The organism is Kribbella sp. NPDC058693, assembly GCF_042715335.1.
Taxonomy (GTDB): Bacteria; Actinomycetota; Actinomycetes; order Propionibacteriales; family Kribbellaceae; genus Kribbella; species Kribbella jiaozuonensis.
The window spans coordinates 1227694-1250636 of record NZ_JBHXSQ010000001.1 but is presented as its reverse complement, the minus strand read 5'-3'; the positions used below and the strand labels follow the sequence as shown (position 1 = coordinate 1250636).

20 protein-coding genes are annotated in these 22943 nt (G+C 67.5%); 7 read left to right on the top strand and 13 right to left on the bottom strand.

Annotated elements, in window-relative coordinates:
- Nucleotides 1-62 precede the first annotated feature (62 nt).
- A complete protein-coding gene (locus tag ACFWUU_RS05850) occupies nucleotides 63-1256 on the top strand; it encodes an epoxide hydrolase family protein (protein WP_380173080.1) in 1194 nt (397 codons plus the stop codon).
- On the opposite strand, the gene ACFWUU_RS05845 is transcribed toward ACFWUU_RS05850, so the two are convergent.
- Nucleotides 1257-2081, bottom strand: a complete 825-nt coding sequence (locus tag ACFWUU_RS05845; RefSeq protein ID WP_137253421.1) for an alpha/beta fold hydrolase — start codon at nucleotides 2079-2081, stop codon at nucleotides 1257-1259.
- Nucleotides 2082-2090: 9 nt separating this feature from the next.
- Nucleotides 2091-2783 (bottom strand): alpha/beta fold hydrolase, encoded by a 693-nt coding sequence (locus ACFWUU_RS05840; RefSeq protein ID WP_380173078.1) that lies wholly within the window; start codon nucleotides 2781-2783, stop codon nucleotides 2091-2093.
- A 129-nt stretch (nucleotides 2784-2912) separates the two neighbouring features.
- Here ACFWUU_RS05840 and ACFWUU_RS05835 point away from each other — a divergent pair, with 129 nt between their 5' ends.
- Nucleotides 2913-5684 (top strand): AAA family ATPase, encoded by a 2772-nt coding sequence (locus tag ACFWUU_RS05835; protein ID WP_380173076.1) that lies wholly within the window; start codon nucleotides 2913-2915, stop codon nucleotides 5682-5684.
- A gap of 172 nt (nucleotides 5685-5856) precedes the next feature.
- Nucleotides 5857-8535, top strand: a complete 2679-nt coding sequence (locus ACFWUU_RS05830; RefSeq protein WP_380173074.1) for a discoidin domain-containing protein — start codon at nucleotides 5857-5859, stop codon at nucleotides 8533-8535.
- Here the strand turns inward: ACFWUU_RS05830 and ACFWUU_RS05825 are convergent.
- Nucleotides 8526-9257: a TetR/AcrR family transcriptional regulator C-terminal domain-containing protein gene (locus ACFWUU_RS05825; protein WP_380173072.1), complete on the bottom strand. Its 732-nt coding sequence runs from the start codon at nucleotides 9255-9257 to the stop codon at nucleotides 8526-8528. The genes ACFWUU_RS05830 and ACFWUU_RS05825 overlap by 10 nt on opposite strands.
- Before the next feature lie 18 nt (nucleotides 9258-9275).
- The gene (gene nuoH, locus ACFWUU_RS05820; protein ID WP_380173070.1) at nucleotides 9276-10526 is read right to left on the bottom strand and encodes an NADH-quinone oxidoreductase subunit NuoH; all 1251 of its coding nucleotides are present in this window, start codon (nucleotides 10524-10526) and stop codon (nucleotides 9276-9278) included.
- Nucleotides 10527-10715: 189 nt separating this feature from the next.
- Between nuoH and ACFWUU_RS05815 the strand changes: the two genes are divergently transcribed.
- Nucleotides 10716-11741 carry an aldo/keto reductase gene (locus tag ACFWUU_RS05815; protein WP_380173068.1) on the top strand — a complete coding sequence of 342 codons (1026 nt, stop codon included), beginning with the start codon at nucleotides 10716-10718 and terminating at the stop codon, nucleotides 11739-11741.
- A 10-nt stretch (nucleotides 11742-11751) separates the two neighbouring features.
- Here the strand turns inward: ACFWUU_RS05815 and ligD (ACFWUU_RS05810) are convergent, their stop codons facing one another.
- The 7 genes from ligD (ACFWUU_RS05810) to ACFWUU_RS05780 form a co-directional block, all read right to left on the bottom strand.
- Nucleotides 11752-12672 carry a non-homologous end-joining DNA ligase gene (gene ligD / locus ACFWUU_RS05810; RefSeq protein ID WP_380173066.1) on the bottom strand — a complete coding sequence of 307 codons (921 nt, stop codon included), beginning with the start codon at nucleotides 12670-12672 and terminating at the stop codon, nucleotides 11752-11754.
- The gene (gene ligD / locus ACFWUU_RS05805) at nucleotides 12669-13592 is read right to left on the bottom strand and encodes a non-homologous end-joining DNA ligase (protein WP_380173064.1); all 924 of its coding nucleotides are present in this window, start codon (nucleotides 13590-13592) and stop codon (nucleotides 12669-12671) included. The genes ligD (ACFWUU_RS05810) and ligD (ACFWUU_RS05805) overlap by 4 nt, the downstream gene beginning before the upstream one ends.
- A gap of 208 nt (nucleotides 13593-13800) precedes the next feature.
- Nucleotides 13801-14595 (bottom strand): sugar phosphate isomerase/epimerase family protein, encoded by a 795-nt coding sequence (locus ACFWUU_RS05800; RefSeq protein ID WP_380173062.1) that lies wholly within the window; start codon nucleotides 14593-14595, stop codon nucleotides 13801-13803.
- Entirely contained in the window at nucleotides 14592-15644 is a 1053-nt protein-coding gene (locus ACFWUU_RS05795; protein ID WP_380173061.1) for a zinc-binding dehydrogenase, read from the bottom strand. The genes ACFWUU_RS05800 and ACFWUU_RS05795 overlap by 4 nt, the downstream gene beginning before the upstream one ends.
- A 22-nt stretch (nucleotides 15645-15666) precedes the next feature.
- Nucleotides 15667-16563, bottom strand: coding sequence for a carbohydrate ABC transporter permease (locus ACFWUU_RS05790; RefSeq protein ID WP_380173059.1), 897 nt, complete (start codon nucleotides 16561-16563; stop codon nucleotides 15667-15669).
- The gene (locus ACFWUU_RS05785) at nucleotides 16563-17477 is read right to left on the bottom strand and encodes a carbohydrate ABC transporter permease (protein WP_380173057.1); all 915 of its coding nucleotides are present in this window, start codon (nucleotides 17475-17477) and stop codon (nucleotides 16563-16565) included. The genes ACFWUU_RS05790 and ACFWUU_RS05785 overlap by 1 nt, the downstream gene beginning before the upstream one ends.
- Complete coding sequence (locus ACFWUU_RS05780) at nucleotides 17478-18782, bottom strand: ABC transporter substrate-binding protein (protein WP_137253433.1); 1305 nt, start codon at nucleotides 18780-18782, stop codon at nucleotides 17478-17480.
- 141 nt (nucleotides 18783-18923) lie between these two features.
- Here ACFWUU_RS05780 and ACFWUU_RS05775 point away from each other — a divergent pair, with 141 nt between their 5' ends.
- From ACFWUU_RS05775 to ACFWUU_RS05765, 3 genes are all read left to right on the top strand, one after another.
- Nucleotides 18924-19976, top strand: coding sequence for a LacI family DNA-binding transcriptional regulator (locus ACFWUU_RS05775; RefSeq protein ID WP_380173055.1), 1053 nt, complete (start codon nucleotides 18924-18926; stop codon nucleotides 19974-19976).
- A 67-nt stretch (nucleotides 19977-20043) separates the two neighbouring features.
- Entirely contained in the window at nucleotides 20044-20553 is a 510-nt protein-coding gene (locus tag ACFWUU_RS05770) for an RNA polymerase sigma factor (protein WP_137253435.1), read from the top strand.
- The gene (locus ACFWUU_RS05765) at nucleotides 20546-21724 is read left to right on the top strand and encodes a hypothetical protein (RefSeq protein WP_380173053.1); all 1179 of its coding nucleotides are present in this window, start codon (nucleotides 20546-20548) and stop codon (nucleotides 21722-21724) included. The genes ACFWUU_RS05770 and ACFWUU_RS05765 overlap by 8 nt, the downstream gene beginning before the upstream one ends.
- A gap of 3 nt (nucleotides 21725-21727) precedes the next feature.
- Here ACFWUU_RS05765 and ACFWUU_RS05760 read toward each other — a convergent pair whose 3' ends face one another.
- Entirely contained in the window at nucleotides 21728-22603 is an 876-nt protein-coding gene (locus ACFWUU_RS05760) for an NAD-dependent epimerase/dehydratase family protein (RefSeq protein ID WP_380173051.1), read from the bottom strand.
- Nucleotides 22604-22699: 96 nt separating this feature from the next.
- Nucleotides 22700-22897 (bottom strand): hypothetical protein, encoded by a 198-nt coding sequence (locus tag ACFWUU_RS05755; RefSeq protein WP_380173049.1) that lies wholly within the window; start codon nucleotides 22895-22897, stop codon nucleotides 22700-22702.
- Between the last annotated feature and the right edge of the window lie 46 nt (nucleotides 22898-22943).

Genomic DNA, 22943 nt, shown 5'->3' with positions numbered 1-22943 from the left:
GGAGTACCGGATCGGGCGGATGATCGACAGGTCAGGGGAGGCGATCCGGGAGGGACACGATCATGAGTGACAGCACGCGCGCGATCCGTACATTCCGTGTCGAGGTACCGCAGGCGGAGCTCGACGAACTGCTCCGGCGGATCGAGGCGACCCGCTGGCCGACCAAGGAACTCGTCGGGGATCGGTCGCAGGGAGTGCAGTTGGCGGCACTCCAGGAGCTCGCCCGCTACTGGTCGACCGAGTACGACTGGCGCCGGTGCGAGGCGCGGCTGAACGAGCTTCCGCAGTACAAGACCGAGATCGACGGCCTCGACATCCACTTCATCCACGTGCCGTCGCCGCACGAGAACGCGTTGCCGCTGGTCATGACGCACGGCTGGCCGGGCTCGATCATCGAGCTGCTGGAGACGGTCGGTCCGCTCACCGATCCGACCGCGTACGGCGGAAGCGCCGACGACGCCTTCCACCTCGTGCTGCCGTCCATCCCCGGCTACGGCTTCTCCGACGAGCCGGCCGAGCTCGGCTGGGGTCCGATCCGCATCGGGCGGGCCTGGGACGAGCTGATGCACCGCCTCGGTTACACCCAGTACGTCGCGCAGGGCGGCGATGTCGGCTCGCAGGTCACCGATGCGATGGGCCGCCTGGGTCTCGACGGGCTGATCGGCATCCACACCAACCTGCTGACACCGGCGCTGGGCGACGCCGAGGCCCTGAGCGAGACGCCACCCACCAAGGAAGAACAGACCGCGCTCGACCAACTCGCGACCTTCCACGAGTCCGGCACCGGCTACTTCGTGGAACAGGCGACCCGCCCGCAGACCATCGGTTACGCCGCTCTGGACTCCCCGATCGCCCTGGCCGCCTGGATGATCGACCACGACACGGACAGCTACCTGAAGATCGCCCACGTCTTCGTCGACGGAGAACCCTCGGGCAACCTGACCAAGGAACATCTGGTCGACAACATCACCCTCTACTGGCTGACCGGCACCGGCGCCTCCGCGGCCCGCTCCTACTGGGAGGAGACCCAGGAGAACGCCCGTGCCGTCGGCCAGCCGCCGACCTCGGTGCCGATCCCGGTCGGTTTCACCACCTTCCCCGGCGAGATCTGGCAGACCCCGCGCAGCTGGGTCGAGAAGGCTTACCCGAACGTCGTCTACTTCAACGAGGTAACCAAGGGCGGCCACTTCGCCGCCTGGGAGGAACCCGATCTCTTCTCGTCCGAGATCCGCGCTACTTTCCGTTCGTTGCGCTAGTCAGGAGGTGGCCCGGGCGGCTTCCAGGATCAGGTCCGCGGTGGTCTGCGGGTGGCTGATCATTACGACATGGGAGGAGGTACGTACCTCGACGACCCTGCGGAAGTTCCCGCGGGCGTACATCCAGCGTTCGGCCGCGGGTGGGATCGCCTTGTCGCGGCCGGCTACCAGGCCCCAGGACGGGATGGTTCGCCAGGCGGCGGCCGTGGTCGGATAGATGAAGGAGTCGGCGTCGAACGGGCGTTGGGTGGCTTGGAGGATCCGGAACGATTCCGCCGAGATGTCGGCGGCGAAGGCTGCTTGGCCGTCCTTGCTCAGGTAGAGGTCGATGCCGGTGGTGCCGTCGGCCTTCGTGTACGGGATCCCGACGCTGACGGGCTCGACGAGGCTGCCCGGGAACTTGGTGATCAGCTCGCCCTGCGTCTCGCCCACGTCGGGCGCGAACGCCGCGATGTAGACCAGCGCCTTGACGTTGCTCTTGCCGGCGGCCGCGTTCGTGATGACGGTTCCGCCCATGGAGTGTGCGACCAGCACGACCGGGCCGTCGATCGAGTCCAGCAGACTGCCGATGTACGGCGCGTCGGTGGGAATACCGCGCAACGGGTTCGAGCCCGCGATCGTGGTGTAGCCCTCACGCTGGAGCTTCTGGATGACCGCGTTCCAGCAGGACGAATCGGCGTACCCACCGTGGACCAGCACGATGGTCGGCTTGACCTTCGGCGGCTTGCCGGCCTGGGCAGCGGCCGGAGTGGCCAGCAGCGCGGCTGAGCCGGCCGCGACCGCGCCGGCCGCCAGGACCTGGCGGCGAGTGACATTGGTACCCATGCTGATCTCCTAGGCCAGGGACTCGACAGCGGTGTGGATGAGGTCTGCCACGGCCTGCGGCTGGGAGACGTAGACGGAGTGGCTGCCCGAGACCTCGCGGACGGTGGCGCCGGCGCGTTCGGCCATCTGGCGCTGGGCGGGCGGCGGGATCATCCGGTCGTCGGCGGCGACGAGGTACCAGGACTGCTTGGCGCGCCAAGCGGGTTCGGTGACCGATCCGGCCAGGGCGTTCACGCCCCACGGCACCTGCGAGTCGGCCATGAACGCGGCCTCGTCGGCGGGCAGGTCGCCCGCGAACGACTCGTGGAACTTGTCCCGGTCGAGGCAGAGGTAGCCGTCGCGCGGCGGCAGGATCGGGGGTACCGGCGCGCCGGGCGGCGGGTCGGCGATCAGGGTGTTGACGGACTCGCCCTTGTCCGGGGCGAACGCCGCGATGTAGACGAGGCCCACGACCCGCTCGTCGGTGCCGGTCTCGGTGACGACGACCCCGCCGTACGAGTGACCGACGAGGACGGCCGGTCCGTCGATCGAGTCGAGGACCTGCTTGACCGCGGTCACGTCGCCGTCCAGGGAGACGGTCGGGTTCTGGACGACGGCAACTCGGTGGCCCTGGGCGCGGAGCCGGTCGTACACGCCGCGCCAGCCGGAGCCGTCGACGAAGCCGCCGTGGATGAGGACCACTGCCGGTCGGGTGCTGCTCATGAGATTCCTCCAAGGGTGGGGTACTCCGTGACCGTAGGGATGGGACCGCTCTCACGGCAGGCGGGAAAACCCTCGACCGGGTCCCTCGCGACCCTCGATCTGCGCGGTCGGGTACCGCAGAATGACCTGATGGACGACGAACTGGCGGCCGCGTACGGGTTGTACGGCCGCGAGGACGCCTTGGGGCTGCTGAGCGACGTCGTGGACGACGGCGGTAGTGCTGTCGTGATCGGCGAACCCGGGCTCGGCAAGAGCAGTCTGCTGAAGGTGGTCGACCAGCTGGCCCAGCGGCGCGGCCGGCGGGTGCTGTCGGTCGGCCCGACGCAGTTCGACCGCGGGTTGCCCTTCGCGGGGCTGGCCGAGCTAGTCAGCCAGTGTCCAGACAGCGCGTTCGACCTTCTGCCGGCTCCGCAGCGACGTGCGCTGTCGGTTGCACTCCAGCGTGCCGACCCGGACGGCGACGACGTCGACGCCTTAGCCGTCCCGCTAGCGGTGCGCGGGCTGCTGACCCAGTTGTACGGCGCTGAGCCGGTCACGCTGATCCTCGACGATGCGCAGTGGCTGGATCAGGCGAGTCTCGCCAGTCTCGCGTTCGCGCTGCGGACGATCGACCCGCGCAGGTTGAGCGTCGTACTGGCGTCGAGGCCTGATCCCGGGGCGGCGGCCGAGCTGATCCGGGTGCTGGCCGAGCCGCGGCACGAGTTGGAGTTGAAGCCGCTGCCGGACTGGGCGATCGGCCAGTTGCTGCGCAAGCGGCTGGGGCTGCGGTGGACCCCGCCGATGAGTGCCGGGGTGGCGCGGGCCAGCGGCGGCAACCCGCTGCTGGCGTTGATGATCGCGATGGCGATGCAGTCCGATCTGTCGAAGTGGCGCTGGAGTTCGCAGGAGGGCCACGAGCCGATCTTCCCGGTCCCGCCGAGCCTGGCCGGGTTGCTGGGGGAGAAAGTCTCGGTGCTGTTGTCGCAGGACGCCCGCGACGTACTCCTGCTGGTCTCCGCGGCGGGCCGGCTGACGGTCTCGCAGTTGCAGCGGATGGTCGAGGAGACTCGGCTTCGGTCAGCTCTGGAGGCGGCGGCCGATGCGGACGTGGCCAAGGTCGGGGCGGGCGCATTGGTTGCTTTCACCCATCCGCTGCTCGCGTCGGCCATTTACGACGCTGCGGCACCCGAGGCGCGACGTCGTACGCACCGGATGCTTGCCGAGAAGCTCGAGGACCCGGTCGAGCGGGCCCGGCACCGCGCGGAGTCGATCGTCGCGCCCGACGAGACCGCGGCCGGCGAGCTCGAACGCGCCGCCGAGATCTCGCGCAGCCGCGGCGCTCAGCAACTGGCGGGCGAGTTGCTGGAGGCCGCGGCGTTGGCGACGCCGTCCGACGTGGACGCGTCGGTGAGCTTCCGTCGTTGGCTCGGCGCACTCGACACGTACTTCGGTGCCGGGGACCTGCTGGCGGCCCGGGCCGCACTGGAGAACGCGTCCGCTGTGGCGGCGTCGCCGGAGGACCGTGCCCAGGTGCTGCTCCGGGAGGCGCGGCTGCCAGGCAACCTGCGCTCCGCGCGCTCGCTCTCCGAACAGGCGTTCCGGCTCGCGCCCGCGGGCACGGAGGTCCGGGCCGCGATCCTCCAGGAGCTCAGCGAGTACCACCGGATGGAGGGCCACGGCCGGCTCACACTGCGGCTGAGTCAGCTGGCGATCGACGAGGCGGTCGCGGTCCGGCGTACCGACATTCAGTTCATGGCGTTGAACCAGCGGCTGAATGCCGAGTGGCTGTGGGGGAGCAGCCGTCTGAAGGAGACAGAGCGCGAGTTCGAACAGCTGGTCGCGAGTTCGGACACCGAGATCTCCGCCGCGGAGCTGGCCTGGGGCCGCGCATTCCATGCGGCCTGGAACGATCCGGAGGCCGTGGCGGAGATTCGCGACGGCATCCGGCGGACGATCGACGCCGGGCGGTACGGCGATCTGTCGAGCCTGTACATCTGTCTGGTCATGTGCCACGTCCGGGGGTCGCGGATCGCGGACGCGCGGGCGGCGCTCGAGGAGGCGGACCGTTCAGGGGCGTGGGCGAGTGCCTTCAACCTGCAGGAGCAGATGGCGCGGATCCTGGTCGCGGAGTACTCCGGTGACCTGGACGAGGCCCGGACCCTGGCGCAGCGTGCGGCGGCAGAGTCCAGGTCGCACGGGATCACGTACTGGCTGGCCGGATTCCTCGCCCAGGTGGGGTTTGTCGAGACCTCGGCGCGCAACTGGCAGACAGCGCTCGACGTACTGCGTGAACTCGCCGACATCTTCGCGAAGACCGAACTCGTCGACCTCGAGCAGCTGTTGTGGCCGGTCGACTACGCCGATGCCGCGCTGCAGGTCGGCGCACTCGACGACGTCGAGACAGCCGTTGCGCTGCTCCGTCGCCAGGGGGAGGCGGGCCGCCCGGAGGCGAGCGTTGCCGCCGATCGCTGCCAGGCCTTGTTGACTGCTGCCCGCGGCGACCTGGACCAGGCGATCGCCGAACTGCGATGGATCGTCGATCAGACCGGCGGCGAATGCCCGTTCGAGACGGCCCGGTCGCGGCTGGCACTGGGGCAGGTGTACCGCCGTGCCGGCCAGAAGGGCCTGGCCGTCGAGACTCTGAACAAGGCCGCCGCGACGTTCGACGCGCTCGGCGTACCGCGCTGGGCCGAGCGCGCCCGCGACGAGTCCGGCCGCTCCGGCCTGTACCCGAGTACGTCGATGCTGACGGCAACCGAGCGCCGCGTCGCGGAACTCGTCGCCGCGGGCCGGTCGAACCACGAGACCGCCGCGGAGCTGTTCATGTCGGTCAAGACCGTCGAAGCCAACCTGACCCGGATCTACCGCAAGCTCGCCGTCCGCTCGCGGACCGAACTCGCGAACCACCTGAACCGGGCCTGACGAAGTTGTAGGCCGTGGCATCTTGACGTGTTGAGGACATTCGCGTTTCATCCTTCTCACGGTGTCGGCGCAATTTTGCGATGCGCTGTCGCAAATTCCTGACATCGCGGCCGTCGCAGTCGCCCGTCGGGACAGCCCGCTCCCGACCTGCGGAGGCCGGAGAGGAAGACCCATGCGCTCTGCCCTGCTCAGCCTCCTGTCCGCCGTTCCCGTCGCCGCGCTGCTCGTCACGCCGGCGGCCGCGGCTACGACCGCCGGCGCAACCGTGCCATTCACTTCGTACGAGGCCGAGGCCGGCGTGCTCGGCGGTGGCGCGACCGCGGTGTCGCTGACGGCCGCGCCGACGACGCAGTACTCGAGCCCTTCGCTGGAGGCGTCCGGGCACGGGTATGCCCATCTCGCCGGCACCGGCCAGAGCGTGCAGTGGACCAACACGACCGGCGCACCGATCAGCGCGATCACGGTCCGGGTGAGCATCCCCGACAGCAGCGCCGGCGGCGGGCAGACCAGCACGTTGAACCTGTACGTCGACGGCGGTCTGCGGCAGGCGCTCAACGTCAACTCGAAGCAGACCTGGCTGTACGAGGGCAACAACAACTACAACGGCAACAGCCAGAACCCGTCCGACGGCAGCCCGCGAGTGTTCTTCGACGAGACGCGTACCTTCGTCACCGGTACGCCGATCGCACCCGGCGGCACGTTGATGCTGCGCAAGGACTCCGGCAACTCGGCCGCGTACTACGACGTCGATGTCGTCGATGTGGAGAACCCGCCGGCCGCCCTTTCCCAGCCGGCCAACTCGATCTCGATCACCGACTGCGGCGCGGTCGCCGACAACACCCCGACCAACGGTGCGGCGGACCCTGCGTCGGTCGACAGCCGGGCGGCGATCCAGAACTGCATCAACCAGGCGCAGTCGCAGGGCAAGACTTTGTGGATCCCGGCCGGCACGTTCTACGTCAAGGGCACGCAGGGTCTGCAGGCACAGGGCATCACGATTGCGGGCGCGGGCGCCTGGTACAGCACGATCTACCGTGACGTACCGCTGCCGAACAGCACTCCGCTGCCCGCGCTATGGGGCCTGACCTCGACCACGATCCGCAACCTGCACGTTGACTCCAACGCGACCAGCCGTGCAACTGTCGACGGCGCCGGCGGCTCGATGGACGTCACCGGGACGAACTGGGTGGCCGAAGGGATCTGGACCCAGCACACGCTGTCCGGCTTCTGGGCTTCCGGCACCGGCGGCACGATCCGGAACAACCGCCTGACGACGATCTGGGCGGACGGCGCGAACATCAACAACGTTTCGATGGGCAACTCGGTCGGCAACAACCTGACCATCACGAACAACTTCGTCCGCGGCACCGGTGACGATGCGCTCGCCATCAACTCCGTTAATTACAACGACATCGACGGCACGCGGGTCTATTACACGCCGATGGCGAACGCGGTGGTGACGAACAATACGTCGATCGCTCCATGGGGTGGGAAAGGCGTCGGAATCTACGGCGGCAGCGGCCATCGGATCGAGAACAACTACGTGTCGGACACCGCCCGCTACATCGGTCTGGGTGCGGGACGGTTCGGTGTCAACGGCAACGATCTGTTGTCGGCGAGCGTTACCGGCAACCTCGTCGTACGGTCCGGTGGGAATGCGTACAACCAGGGGCAGCCGGCGTTCCACATCGGGAACGGCGGCGACGGGCAGAACGTCGGCGTGGTCGATCGGGTGACCGCGAGCAACAACACCGTCGTCAATTCGCTGTACGACGGCATCGGCTTCTCCACCTCGACGAACACCGTGCTCCAGAACAACACCGTGACCTCTCCGGGGCGCAACGGCATCGTCATCTCGCCGCCGTTCTACCCGGCGCCGTCGGGTTCCGCGACGATCACCGGTAACACGGTGACTGGTGAGGGTACGCCGTACATCAATAACTCCGGTGGGTTCAGCGCATCACTGAGCGGCAACAGTTGGCAGGGTGGCAGTACGCCGGAGGCGCCGTACGGCGGCACGCCCGCCGCGATCCCTGGGACCGTGCAGGCGGAGAACTACAACACCGGCGGGCAGGGCGTCGCGTACAACGTGAGCTCGGTGAACGGCACCGCGAACGGCTACCGCACCGACGGCGTCGACCTCGAGTCAACGTCGGATGCCGGTGGCGGCTACAACCTGGGCTGGACCAGCTCGGGCCAGTGGTTCCACTACACGGTCAACGTCGCCACGGCCGGTACGTACAGCGTCGCGATGCGAGTGGCGGCGCCGAGCGCGGTGACCAACGCCTTCCACCTCGCCGGCAGCAGCGTCAGCATCCCCGCGACTGGTGGTTGGCAGAACTGGGCAACCGTCACCACGCAGGTGACGCTTCCTGCCGGGCTGCAGACGTTGACGGTCTCTCAGGACAACGGCGGCTGGAACCTCAATAGCCTGCAGTTCACCGGCGGCGGCTCCGGCAACTTGGCGGCCGGCAAGCCCACCAGCGAGTCGTCGCACAACCAGGTCTTTGCATCGAGCAACCTGACCGACGGCAACCAGTCGTCGTACTGGGAAAGTGCGAACAACGCCTTCCCGCAATGGGTGCAGGTCGATCTCGGCTCGGCACAGTCGGTCAGCCGCGCGGTCCTGCAACTACCTGCTTCCTGGGGTGTTCGTGATCAGACCCTGTCGTTGCTCGGGTCAACGGACGGCATCAACTTCACGACGGTAAAGGCCTCCGCGACCTACACCTTCTCGCCGACGGTGACCTTGACCTTCCCCGCGACGACCCAGCGCTATTGGCGAGTCACGATTACCGCCAACACCGGGTGGCCGGCAGCGCAGCTCTCAGAGCTCCAACTTCAAGCGTGAGGCGCGTGCTTCTTCTCGACAGTGTCGAGGAGAAACGCCAGGCCGGCCTCGAAGTTGTCCGGCTGGGCGGCGAAGCCGTGGCGCAGGAGTGGCCCGACGTACGGGTAGTCGCCGCTGTCGGCGCGTTCGGTCAGGTACCTGTTGACCGTCGACGTCCATTCGCCGGCGGCGGCCGGGTCCGACGGCACGGCACGTCGCTGCGCCGAGACCCGGGTGACGTACCCGACCGTGTGGTCGTTGACCGCTGTCACGATGCTCCACGCTTCTTCCGCAGAGACGGCTAGCGGCGCGACGGCACGCATCCACTCGTCGAGAACGCGGAGTGTGTTCGGGCCCAGCTGCATGCGGTCGACCAGGAGCTCGATCGTCCACGGGTGGGCCAGGCCCTGGTCCCGGGTCCGTCGCGCGATGGCCTCGAGTGCCTCGCGCCAGTCCTGCGGCAGGTCGTCACCGAGCACGTTCTCCCCGGCGAGCTGATCGAACATCAGGTCCAGCAGGTCGTCCTTGCTCGACACATGCGCGTACAAGCTCATCGGCCGTACCTCGAGGAACGCCGCGACGCTCCGGATCGAGACCGCGTCGAGCCCGTCGCGGTCGGCGATGTCGACCGCGGCGGTCACGATGGATTCGCGGGTGAGCGTCCTGCGCCGGGGCCGGCGGTCGTTGCGTGCCCACACCGGACCCGCATCCCGCTGGGTGCCCTCGTCGGCCGGCCGTGTCATGTCGGGCATGGTACGGCGTCATCGCGCCCGACGCTCGGTGGCGACGGCCGACATCGGTGGCACCGGGAACCCGTCGTACGTGGCTGCTTCCTGCTGCGCGGCCTTGTCCGACTGCTTCTTCTCGCCGATGAACAGCAGTATGACGACGGCGACGACGCAGAGCGCGATCGCGACGAACAACCACTGCCGGTCGATACCGCCGTTGAGGTTGATCGTGCGGATCGTCGCGACCACCAGGATCCACAGCAGGGACAGCGGCATCAGCCGCGTCCACCCGAAGTGCATGAACTGGTCGTACCGCAGGCGTGGCAGCGTCCCGCGCAGCCAGATGAAGAGGAACAGGAAGCAGAGGACCTTCCCGAAGAACCACAGGACAGGCCAGTAGCCGCTGTTGGCGCCGTCCCAGATCAGGTTGATCGGCAACGGCGCGTGCCAGCCGCCGAGGAACAGCGTGGTGGCCAAGGCCGCCACGGTGCCCATGTTCACGTACTCCGCGAGGAAGAACAGCATGAACTTCGCGGACGAGTACTCCGTGTGGAATCCGCCGACCAGCTCGCCCTCGGCCTCGGGCAGGTCGAACGGCGCCCGGTTGGTCTCGCCGATCATCGAGATCACATAGATCACGAACGACGGCGCGAGGATCAGGCCGTACCAGAGCTTGTCCTGCGCGGCGACGATCTGCGACGTCGACATCGATCCGGCGTACAGGAAGACCGCGACGAGCGACAGCCCCATCGAGACCTCGTACGAGATCATCTGGGCGCTGGAGCGAAGGCCGCCGAGCAGGGAGTACGTCGATCCGGACGACCAGCCGCCGAGCACGATGCCGTAGATGCCGACCGAGGCCATCGCGAGCACGAATATCACCGCCACCGGCATGTCGGTCAGCTGCAGCGCGGTGCGGCCGTCGCTCCACGGCAGCTTCACCGTCGGCCCGAACGGGATCACCGTCCAGGCCGCGAACGCCGGAACGACCACGATCGCCGGCGCGAGCACGAACACCACTTTGTCGGCCGTCTTCGGGATCAGATCCTCCTTCAGGATCAACTTCATCCCATCGGCCAACGACTGCAGCAACCCGAACGGCCCGTTGACCTTCGGCCCGATCCGCTGCTGCATCCGGGCAACCACCCGCCGCTCCGCCCAAATACTGAACAGCGTCAGCACCATCAGAATCACGAAGACCAGCACGACCTTGAGCAGCATCAACCCCCACGAGTCCTCCCCGAACCCCACCGGCCCACCGCTGACCTCATCACTCCACCGCATCCGCCATCGCTCCTCCCAGATCGGCTAACAGATACGGTGTATCATTAAGTCGACGGGAAGAGAACCCGGACTTGCTGCACGCGCTGGATCAGGATGTGAGACCGCGGGCGATCGCGATCCGGCGGGTGTGAATGTTGAGGCATGCGTGCGATCGGGTTCGTGAGTTGGTCAGCCGAAGGGCGGATGTGAATGACGGTCGAGCGGGACTATCGGGCGGCCGACGGGCGGTACGAGCGGCTGGAGTATCGGCGGGCGGGGGACTCCGGGCTGGATCTGCCGGCGTTGTCGTTGGGGTTGTGGCAGAAGTTCGGTCGTGACTACCCGTTCGGGACGCAGCGGGAGATCTTGCTGCATGCGTTCGATCTGGGCATCACGCATTTCGACAATGCCAACCGGTACGGGCCGCCGCACCGGGCCGCGGAGCAGGTGTTCGGGCAGGTGCTGCGGACGGACCTGGCGCCGTACCGCGACGAACTCATCCTGACTTCGAAGGCCGGTAACCCGATCGGGCCGAGCCCATATCTCAAAGGCGGTTCGCGCAAGTCGCTGCTGGTGTCGCTCGAGCGCAGCCTGCGCGATCTCGGCACCGACTACGTCGACATCTTCTACCACCACCGGCCGGATCCGTCGACGCCGCTGGACGAGACCGTGGGCGCGTTGGTGAGCGCGGTCCAGCAGGGCAAGGCGTTGTACGTCGGCATCTCGAACTACCCGACGGAGCGCGCGCACGAGGTCGCCGCGTTGCTGCGTGCGGCCGGCGTACCGCTGCTGGTTCATCAGCCGCGGTACTCGATCTTCGACCGTACGCCGGAGACCAGCGGACTGCTGAAGCTCGCCGCCGAGGACGGGTTCGGATTGGTTGCCTACAGCCCCCTTGCGCAGGGGTTGCTGACCGACAAGTACCTAGACGGCACGATCCCGGCCGGCGCCCGCGCCGCGGCCAGCGCGTTCCTCTCACCGGATCAGATCGACGACGTCTATCGCGAGCGCGCGACGGCGCTGAACGAGCTCGCCCGAGAGCGCGGCCAGTCCTTGGCACAGCTTGCCCTCCAGTGGGTACTGCGTCAGCCGCAGGTGACGACTGCCCTGATCGGCGCAAGCTCGACCACCCAACTCGACCACAACCTCGCCGCGCTCGACTTCCCGGCCCTCACCGACGAGGAACTGACCCGCATCGACCACCACGGCATCCACGGCACCGGCCAACGCGTCTGAGCTCCCGGCGCTATTTCTCGGTCAGCAAGTCATTCAGGCGACGCCATGGTCGGGTCAAGGACCGGCGGCGACTCGACCCGCGCCATGGATCGCCGTCCCGCTCAAAGCGGCGCACAACTGAGCGAATGGTGAACCGGTCGCCGCGCATCCGGCGATCGTCGAGTTCGCTCCAGTCCAACGGGGTGGCAACCGGCGCGCCCGGCCGGGCTCGCACGGCGTAAGGCGGTACCGCGGTCTGCCCGTAGGCGTTGCGCATGATGTCGAGGTACAGCCGCCCTTCCCGTTTCGCTATGCGCTGCTCGATGGTGTAGCGCTTCGGGTCACGAGCGACGAGCACCTGCGCGACGCCGCTCGCGAATTCGCGGACCTGGTCGAAGTCCGCCGTACGGTCCAGGAGAACGTGGACGTGAAGTCCTTTGCCTCCGGTGGTTTTGACCAGGGAGGGGAGCCCGAGGTCGGTCAGGAGTTCGCGGACATCGCGGGCGGCGCGGCGTGCCGCGGGGAAGCCGTCGTCGCTCGGCGGGTCGAGGTCGAAGATCAGCTGATCGGGATTCTTCGGGCGGTCGGCGCGAGACAGCCAGGCGTGAGGAGTGATGCATGCTTGGTTGGCGAGGTACACCAGTGCGGCAGCGGAGCTGACGACCGCGTGCTTCACGTTGCCGGCACCCCCGAGCCGTTTCACCGACGCGGTCTCGATCCAGTCCGGGAAGTATCGCGGTACGGTCTGCTGGAACACCTGTTGGCCGTCGATGCCGTCCGGGAATCGCTCGAGCGACAGCGGACGGCCCTTGAGATACGGGACCATCCGTGGTGCGACCGTCTCGTAGTAGCTGATCAGGTCGCCCTTGGTCACTCCGTCGTCGGGGAACAGAACCTTGTCGGTCCGGCTCAGCTGGATGGTACGGCGACCCACGCGGACCTGATCGGTCACTGTGCACGCTCCCGGACCACCTCACGTGGAGGTTTGTCCTCGCGCAGTCCCTGGAAGCTGGGATGGCGGAGTTGCCCGTCCCGCGTCCATTCGCTGAAGGCGACCTGGCCGACGAGCTGCGGTTTCACCCAGTGCACCCGCAAGCGCGGCAAGTTGCCGCTGGCAAACTCCGGTTCGTCCTGCTCGAGCTCGGCGAGTTGTCTGCTCAGTCGCTCGAGCATCGCACGGTCGTAGCCGGTCCCTACTTTCCCGGCGTACCGGAGTTCACCTTTCTCGTAGTAGCCGATCAGCAGTGCGCCGAATCCGACCCGGCTGCCTTGGGGATCGGTGTAGCCGCCGATCACGAACTCCTGCGCGGTGGCGCACTTGAACTTCAGCCAGTCCTTCGAGCGACCGTAGGCGTAGGCTCCGACGGCACGCTTGGCGATGAGGCCTTCCCAGCCGCGCCGGCAGGCCTCTTCCCAGTACGCGACGCCGTTGCCGATCCGATGCGGCGTGAAGCGGAGCGGACCGCCGTACTCGAGTGCACTGCGCAGGAGCGCTTTGCGTCGGCGGAGCGGGAGGCCGGTCAGATCGTGTCCGTCGAGATGCAGGACGTCGAACACGTAGAGGAAGACCTTCACCCCCGTACGGCGTGCCGCGTCGGGGTCGTTGACCTGCATGCGTCCTTGCAACCGGGAGAAGCTGGTCCGGCCGCCCTCGAAGGCGACGATCTCGCCGTCGACCACGAAGTCCTGATTCGTCTGGCCGGCCAGTGCCTCGACGAGTTCGGGGTAGTGGTTGTTCAGTTCCTTCTGGTTGCGCGAGAGGAGGCGGACGCCGTCCGCAGTACGGAAGACCAGGCAGCGTTCCCCGTCGAGTTTGCGCTCGTACAGCCAGTCGGGGTCGGAGAAGCGGTCCTCGGTCAGCGTGGCGAGCATCGGCGTGACCCACTCAGGCTGAGCTACTGTGCGCAAACTCTGCTTCGCCGTCACACCCCCGCTAGTGCCCGAGCCCCCGCGAGGCAAACACCAGCGAGCGGCGCAGGACCTGGGCAGCTACGCCGAGGACCTGCGCCACGTCGTACAGGAGTATCCGGATCTCCAGTGGGAGTTGCTGCATCTGCTGGTCGACCCGGCCGTCGGGGCGTCAGCGCGTCAGCAGCTTGGCGACCTTTGGCAGGACCTGGTCGACCGGGCCGCTGAGGCCGCATTCCATCGCCAGCCAGCCGTTGTAGTCAATGGCCTCCAGCGCGTCCAGGGTCTCCGGCCAATCGTAGTGGCCGGCGCCGGGCTCCAGCCGGTTGTTGTCTCCGAGCTGGACATGACCGATCGACGAACCGGCCTGCCTGATCGACTCACCGACGTGCGCTTCTTCGATCGACATGTGGAAGGTGTCCGCGGTGATCATCACCCCAGCGGATCCGACCTCTTCCACCACGGAGGTCGCATCGGCGAGCTGGTTGATCACGAAGTCCTCGAACCGGTTCAACGGTTCCAGGTAAACCTTCGCGCCCACCGACTCGCCGTGCTCACCCACCTCCCGGAGCGCCTCGACGAGCGCCGCACGGGAGTCCTCCACCGAGCGCGGTGGCACGAACGGAGGCAACCGGCGCGAGAACAACCCGAAGGCATGCGGCGAGACGATCCCCGTACCGCCGGCCGCCGCGATCGTGCTCAGTTGGATCTTGAGCTGCTCGATCGCATCCCGGCGCCGGTCCGCGTCGAAGTCGCCGATGAAGTGGTCCATGTGCACAACCGCCGTCGGCATCTGTACGCCGGCATCGCGCGCCCGGCGCAGCTCGTCCACCCGCGATCCGAAGATCCCGTCACCACGGGCGGACAGTTCGATCCCGTCGAAGCCCACCGACCGGACGAAGGCGAACTTCTCCTCCAAGGTCTCGCCGGGCAGCGTCATCTCCGCGGCCGCCAGTCGGAACGTCATACGGTCACCTCCTCGTCGAAGCTGAGTACGACCTGCAGAGCCTCTTCCGGACGCTCGTCGAGCATCTGGAAGGCCTCCGCGGCCTGCGCCATCGGCACGGTGTGCGTGATCAGGTCGGTCACGTTCAGCCGCTTCTCGGCGGCGAGCTGGATCGCTGTCCGCGCCAGCCGGTCGTAGTTCCACCGATGCTGCAAGGACGGCGCGACCCCGGAGATCTGCGAGCAGATCAGCGCGATCCGGTTGTGATGGAACTCCTCGCCCAGCCGCAGCCCCACACCATCACCTTGCATGAACCCGGCGACGCACACCCGCGAGCTGTACGCGACCGACCGGACCGCCTCGTGCAGGGCGCGATAGTTGCCCGACACCTCCAAACACACATCGGCACCTCGGCCGTCGGTGAGCTCGCGGATCCGTTCCGCAACGCCACCGTCGGCGGGATCGAGCGCAACCTCCGCGCCCAGCTCCAGCGCCAGCTCACGACGGGCCGGAAGGTTGTCGACGGCAATCACCCGGCCACCGTTCAGCCGCGCCAACTGTGCGGCCAACTGCCCGGGTACGCCGAGACCGAAGACGGCGACCGTCTCCCCGATGTGGATGTCGGCGTCCAGCACCAGGTTCAGCGCGATCCCGCCGATCTGGCTGAAGATGCCGATCCGCGGATCGACGGTAGCGTCGAGGACCCGCCCGGCGGCCCACGACGCCTTCTTGACGGTGTGGCTGCGATGTCCCCACGTCCCCCAGATCACATCGCCGACCGAGACGCCTTCGGCCGACGATCCGAGCGAGACGACCTCGCCGACCTCCTCGTACCCCCAGCCGTCGACCGGGTAGCTGATCGAGGTGTCACCGTCGACGAAGAGCCGGGAGTCGTCGTCCCAGCGCTTGTTCAGATAGGGGTTGCTGCCGCGGTACGCCGTGAGCTCGGTGCCCGCGGAGATACCGGAGTACAACGTGCGGATCAGGACCTCGTCCGGTTCCGGCGTACGTTCGAGATCGGGGACGACCTCCGCGACGCGGGACGAGCTGAATCTGACCAGAGATGGCATAAGTCTCCTCGAGAAGTGTGGGTCAGCCTTTGACTGCGCCGGACATGAAGCCCTGCGTGACCTGGCGTTGCAGGACGACGAAGATCACGATGATCGGGACGATGGTGATCAACGTGCCGGCCGCCAGCGGGCCGATATCCATCGAGCGGCCGCCGGTGAAGTTGTAGAGACCGGCGGTGAGCGGCCGGTACTTGCCGCTCGGTAGGTAGAGCAGCGGGACCAGGAAGTTGTTCCAGTTGCTCAGGAACGTGAAGACGGCCAGGGCCGCGGCGCCCGAGCTCACCAGCGGCATCATCACCTGCGCGAAGATGCGGCTCTCGGAGGCGCCGTCGATCCGCGCGGCCTGCTCCAGTTCCTCGGGCAGATCGGAGAAGAACGCGCGCATGAAGAACGTGCCGAACGACAGGTTGGTCGAGATCAGCACCAGGTTGGCCCCGACCAGGCTGTCCAGCAGTCCCATCGACCGCAGCTGGAAGTACAGCGGAATCATGTAGGTGAAGAACGGCACCAGCAGACCGAGTACGACGACGTAGAAGATCGCCGTACGCCCGGGGAAAGGCAGGCGTGCGAACGCGTAGCCGGCCATCGTCGAGATCACGATCACGACGATCGTGCTGGGAACGGTCAGCAGCAGACTGTCGAGCAGATAGCTGCTGAACCGGCCAACGGTCCAGGCCGAGCGCAGGTTCTCGAACGAGAACGACGAGAACAAACCGAACGGATCGGTCCGCACATCCTGCGGTGTCTTGAGTGCCGTGGAGATGATCAGCACCACGGGGAACAGCGTCAGCGCTGCCATCAGCACGAGTACGACGTGACGGATCGCGAGTCCGGTCGACCGGCGTACGACGTGCCGACGGAACTCCAACCGTTCCTCGGACCGGCTGCTGCTCGAGACGGCGACTGGCAGGTCGATCATCACGCCCCCAGTCCCTGCAACGACAGCCGTCGTTGCAGCCGGTTCAGCATGATCGTGAACGGCACCGCCAGGACCGTGATCAGCAGCGCCAGCACGGTGCCGTAGCTGATCCGGTTGAGCTGGAACGCACTCGAGTACGCATAGGTCCCGAGTACTTCGGTGGCGTCGGCCGGCCCGCCGCCGGTCATGATGAAGATGATGTCGAACACGCTGAACCCACCGACCAGCGTGAGCGTCAGCACCATCAGGAAGACCGGCATGATCTGCGGCAACAGGATGTGCCACAACCGCTGACCGGCGTTCGCACCGTCGATCCGGGCAGCGTCGACCAGCTCCACGTCCACGTTGCGGAGCGCGGACAGGATGATCATCGTGACGAAACCACACGTCGCCCAGATCGCGGTCGCCAGTACGGCGAAGATCGCGGTCTTCGGATCACCGAGCCAGCCGCGGGTCAACCCGTCCAGTCCGACGGCGTCGAGCACCCGGTTGATCCACCCGTTGACCGGATCGTAGATCCACCCCCAGACGATGCCGATCGCCACGCCGGGCAGCATGAACGGCAGGAAGAACAGCAATCGGTACGTCGCTCCGCCGCGCCCGGACCAGATCAGGACTGCCACCAGCAGCCCGATGATCATCGGCGCAGCGGTGCCGATCGCGATCCAGATCGCATTGTTGCCGAGGGCATGCCAGGTCGCGGCGTCGGTGAACATCTCGGTGAAGTTCCGCAGCCCGACGAACGGCGGTGTCGGATCGAGACCGTCGAAGTCGACCACCGAGTAGTACAGCGCGTTCGCCATCGGGAAGACGAAGAACACCGCGGTGATGATCGCCACCGGCAGGGCGAGCAGGATGCCGAGCCGCGCCTGCGCCCTCCGGGTGACCGCCGGAACGTTGCTGACGGCCCCCATCTATTTCGCCGACTTCTCGTACGCCGTCTGCAGTTGCGCAGCCACCTTCGCCGCGTCACCCTGCCCGCTCAGGATGCCCTGGATCCCCTTCCACATGGCGTTGTTGAAGACATCGGTGGTGAGGACGTCGATGTTGTACCCGAAGTCACCCGTGCCGTCGGCGATCTTGGCCGAGTCGTCCAGCACCTGCTTGAACAGCGGCGACGCCGTCATCCCGTTCGTGTCGATCGGGTACGCCGGGATGTCCTGCAGCTTCTCCGCGGCCCAGCGGCCGTGCTCGGGGGTGAGCAGGTAGTCCAGGAACTTGATCGAGGCATCCGCCTTGGTGGTCGAGGCGGACACGAAGGTGCCCGAGCCGAGACCGCCGCTGAAGATGCCGGCACCGTCCTTGGCCGGGAACGGGATGAAGCCGACGTCGAACTTGGCGTTCCGCTCGATGTCCAGCGCGAGCCAGCTGCCGGTCGGGTTCATCGCGGCCTTGCCGGAGTAGAACAGCGCGTTCGCGTTGTCGTAGCTGACCGCGGTCGGTGACGGCGTCAGCAGCTTCTTGTCGTTCCAGTCCTTCCAGACGGCCAGCGAATCCACGACCGGCTGGGTGTTCCACGACGTACGGCCGTTGAGCAGGTCGTCCATACCCTTCGACCCGACGGCGCTGGACAGCGACATGCTGAGCAGATGGCCGCCCTGCCAGCCTTCCTTGTCGCTGACGGCGAACGGGACGACGTTGTTCTGCTTGAGCTTCTCGGCCGCGGCGGTCAGGTCGGTGAGGCTCTTCGGTTCGGCGATCCCGTACTTCGCGAACAGCGTCTTGTTGTAGAAGACGCCGACCTCCTCGATCTGGCTCGGTACGCCGACGATCTTGCCGTCGAACGTGACCCGCTTCTTCGCGAAGTCGTAGATCGGCCACTTCTTGTCGGCGTACGCCTTGGTCAGGTCGTAGACCAGCCCGGCCTTGGCCAGCGCGCCGGCGAAGCCCGGCCCGGTGTCGTAGCCGAAGACGTCCGGACCCTGGCCCGACCGCAACTGGGTCTGCAGCACGGTCCGGACGTTCTCGCTCGGGATGACGTCGAGCTTCACCGTGATCCCCGGGTTCTTGGTCTCGAACGTCTTCAGGTCGGATTTGATCAGCTCGAGGTCCGCCGGATCCTCCGGCTGGCCGATCATGTAGCGGATCTCCTGCTGGCCGCTGGTGTCTTGCTTGACGTCCTCGGAGCCGGTGCCGGGGGCGCCACCCGTGCACGCCGCGGTGGCGAGCAGCGTGGCGGTGGACAGCACGGCCGAGGCGACGAACGCGATCTTCTTCATGAGCCACTCCCGGTGTCGGTGGCACTGCGTCAGGAAAAGTTCTAACGTTAGAATTTCTAACGTTAGAAGTGATGGTTGCGGTGCTCGCGAGCTCTGTCAAGATGTCGTCCTACTGTGTTTGAGGTAATCGGAGGGACCACGATGGCGCCTGACGTTGATGCCGGTCCGGATGGCCGGCCGGCCCGTCCCGCGCGGTTGAAGGACGTCGCCGAGTTGGCCGGGGTGTCGCTGAAGACCGTGACGAACGTCGTCCACGAGCGGCGCCACGTGAAGGCCGAGACCCGGGCCCGAGTCAAGGCCGCGATCGCCGAACTGGGCTACACGCCTTCGCTGGTCGGCCGGCAGTTGCAGAGCGGGCGCAGCAACATCGTCGCGCTCGCGGTCCCACGGATCGACGAGCCGTACCTCGGTGCGCTGGCGCACGCGCTGATCATGGCGGGCGAACGGCGGGGGTACGCCGTTTTCACCGACGAGACCGGGCGCAGCGACGAGCACGAACTCCGGGCCGCCGCCGGGTATCCCGGCAACAGCATCGACGGCGTGATCTACAGCCCGCTGGCCGTGGACCCGGAGCGGCTCGCCGACATGAGCCGGTTCACCCCGATGGTGCTGCTCGGCGAACACCTGAGCGAGGGCGCGGCCGACTACGTCGCGATCGACAACGAGCAGTCCGCGCGGGACGTCGTACGGCATCTGGCTGACGGCGGACGGCGGCGGATCGCCTACATCGGCGGCAATCCCTCCCGGCCGTTGAGCGTCGGCCAGTTACGGTTCCGGGGCGTCCGCGCCGCCGTGGACGAGCTCGGCCTGGAGACGCGGGACGACTGGCTGCTCCGCTGCGACCGCTACTCCCGGGAGACAGGCGCCGCAATGGCCGAGCAACTGCTGCCGCTGATCGGCGAGATCGACGCCCTGGTCTGCGCCAGCGACCTGCTGGCCATCGGCGCCATCCGGACCTTCATCGAGCACCAGGTTCGGGTCCCCGATGACGTCGCGGTGATCGGCTGGGACAACATCGTCGACGGCCAGTACCTGTCACCCAGCCTGAGCAGCGTCGCGACCGACCTGGACCTACTGGCCGACCGGACGTTCGAGGCCCTGATCAGCAGAATCGAAGGCAACCGCGACCCGGCCCGCGTCTACACCGTCCCGCACGAACTCGTCCTCCGCGAGTCGAGCCGGGCATCGATCTGAACTGTCATGCAACCAGATCCTCACGCCAGGACTCGTGCAGGCAAAGGGTCCGATCTGGGGAGTGGTGATGGCTGACGGCGACACGGTGCGCGAGCTGTACGAGGGGTGCTACCGGCGGCTGGTCGGGCAGCTGTTCGCGATCTGCGGGGATCTGGGTGAGGCCGAGGACGCCGTTCAGGAGGCGTTCGTGCGGGCGGTCGAGAAGCCCCGGCGGTTCGCGCAGCTCGACAACCCCGAGGGGTGGCTGCGCACAGTCGCGCTGAACGCCGTACGTCGGAAGTACCGCCGCGCGACCCGGTTCCACGGGTTGCTCTCCCGCGCAGGTGTTCCCGAGACCACGATCACCGGGCTGTCCGCGGACCGGGTCGCTCTGGTCGAGGCCCTGCGGCAGCTCCCGTACGAACAGCGCGAGGCGATCGTGCTGCACCACATCGTCGACCTGCCGGTACGCGAGATCGCCGTACAGCTGCGGGTTCCCGAGGGGACGATCAAGGCACGCCTCTCCCGCGGCAGGGCCGGCCTGGCCCCGCTGGTCCACGAGTTCGCCGACGACGCCGAGGAGGTCAACCATGTCTGAGCTGAAGGAACTGTCCTGGGAGGTCCAGGAGTCGGTCCACCCGTTGCCCTTCGAGACTCTCGAGCGCCGTGGCGTTCGCCGCCGGCACCGTCGGCAGGCGCTGACCGGTGCGGGAGTTGCTGTGGCGGTGACCATCGCAGTACTGGCTGCCGTGCTGCCGCTCGGCAAGGTGACCGGCACCGAGAAGCCGCCGGCGGCCGGTGTGTCGATGCCGGTCGACCAGGCGGCCGAGAAGCTGGTCCACGACAAGAAGTCGGGCTTTGCCGGCATCGCGTTCGCCACCCCGACCCGCTGGGCGGCGGTGTGGATGCTGGCCCAGCCGGGATACACCTGGAACTACGCCGCGGTGCTGAGCCGTGACGGTGTGCGGACCACCGCGCCGGTGAGCAAGACCGGGTACGCCGTGGTGGCGGACGGCGACGACGTACTGGCGCTGTCGACGCCGACGAGTATGAAGGGCAGCGACCCGACCTGGGCCCAGGCCCTGATGGTCGGACTGACCGACAAGGGCCGGATCGAGAAGAAGCTGCACTGGGCTCCGCCGATCACAGAGTTCGGGGACGGCGACGTACTGATGGGCGATGGCCCGCTGCGGGCGCTGAATCCGGAGACCGGCGTTCTCCGGGAGGTGAAGGTCCCCGGGGTCGACAACAGCTACACGCCGCAACGCGATACCACCGGACGATGGTGGCTGGTCGGCGCCAGGAACAGCGGCGTCGGCAACATCTACTGGACCGATGACCACGGCAGAACCTGGGACCACTCCGTCATCAGCCCGGGCCGGATGCACGGCCGGCTGGGAGTCAGCCCGGACGGCAACACGTTGGTGGTGATCCCGGGCAACAAGCCCGAGATGGCCCGGCCGGATGACGAGGTGCCGCTGCGGTTGTCCACCGACCGGGGCGATCACTGGGCGACAGTGGCTACCCGGAACTCGACGTACCTGTCGTCTCCTGTTGCCTTCGACAACGGCACGGGCCTCGCGCTCTACCAAGGAGGCAAGGACCGCGAGCTGCTCCGGCCCGGCGCCGGTACGCCGTTCACCCCACCGACCGACCTGGGCCAGGTGATCGGGGTAGGCGACTTCGTCTACGGCATGCAGTACAACGGCAACCACGTCATCACCAGCACCAACCACGGCAAAACCTGGAAGTACATCGACCCCCGCTAGGGCTCAGGCCGGGATGCGGCCGGGGGCCCAGAGGGCGGTGACGTCTTCTCCGGCTGTTTCGCGTCGTTGGAGGTCGGTGAGGAACTCGATGAAGTCGTGCTCGGGACGCCAGTCGAGCAGGTCAGCGGCCTCGCTGAGGTCGTGCTGCTCGACGGTGTCCGGTAGCGCGAGGCCGTGGCGTTCGATCAGCTCGGCTGCGCCCGGCATCCGCGACTCCGACCACTCGACGCCGCGCGCAGCGAAGTCGGCGCGGACCTCCTCGGGCATCCCGTGGTCGCTGTGCACGATCGTCCGGAACAGGTCGAAGCGGTGCGCGATCGCAGCCTCGGTCGCGGCGACCGTCGCGGTCGCGATATCGCGTACGTCGACACCGTTGCGCAGCAGCCGTTCGCCCCAGCGAAGGTAAGGCTCGGGCACGAAGCCGTGATACCGCAGCAGCGCGACCGATGCCCCGGTCGTCTCCTGGTACATCTTCCAGAGGTCCTCGCCGAGCACCTTGGTGACGCTGTAAACGCTGCCCCACCCATACGCCATCGACGATGCGAACACGACGCTCCGGACGCCGGCCGCCCGGCACGCCTGTACGACGTTGAACGTGCCGTCGACGTTGACCGCAAAGATCGTCGCGTCACTGACATCCGGCCGGTGAGCGTTGTGCCACGCCGCAAGGTGTACGACGGCGTCACAGCCCTCCACCGCCTCGAGCACGTCGGTCGGCGTACGCGTATCACACCGCACGAACTCCCCGATCCCAGCGTCCGCAGGATCAGGCGAGGGCATAACATCCGCCCGCCGCACGCGATGCCCCGCCGCAGCAAGCCGCCGCGAAACCTCCCGCCCAGCGACCCCCGACGCTCCGGTGACCAGCACGCTACTCATTCAAATCCTCCACGCACTCGGCAAGCACTTGCCGCCCCGACGCTACCCGGTTTGGTACACAGCCACCCCGGCGTGACGCATGAGGCCTCCGGCGGATCAAGCGTCGTTGGTCCAGGGGCGTTGGTCGTCGGCGCCGGTCATGGTCTTCGGGTCGCACCACCGCCAGAACTGCTCTCGGGGGATGCCGTGCCGGGCGGCGACGACATCGACCGGATCTCCGGTGGACAGTGCCTCCGCCGTGATCCTGGCGGCCGCGTGGTGTCCGATGTGTGGTGTCAGTGCCGTGGTGAGCATGACGCTCGACCGTACGTTCTCGGGGCCGACCTCGACGGCACCGCCC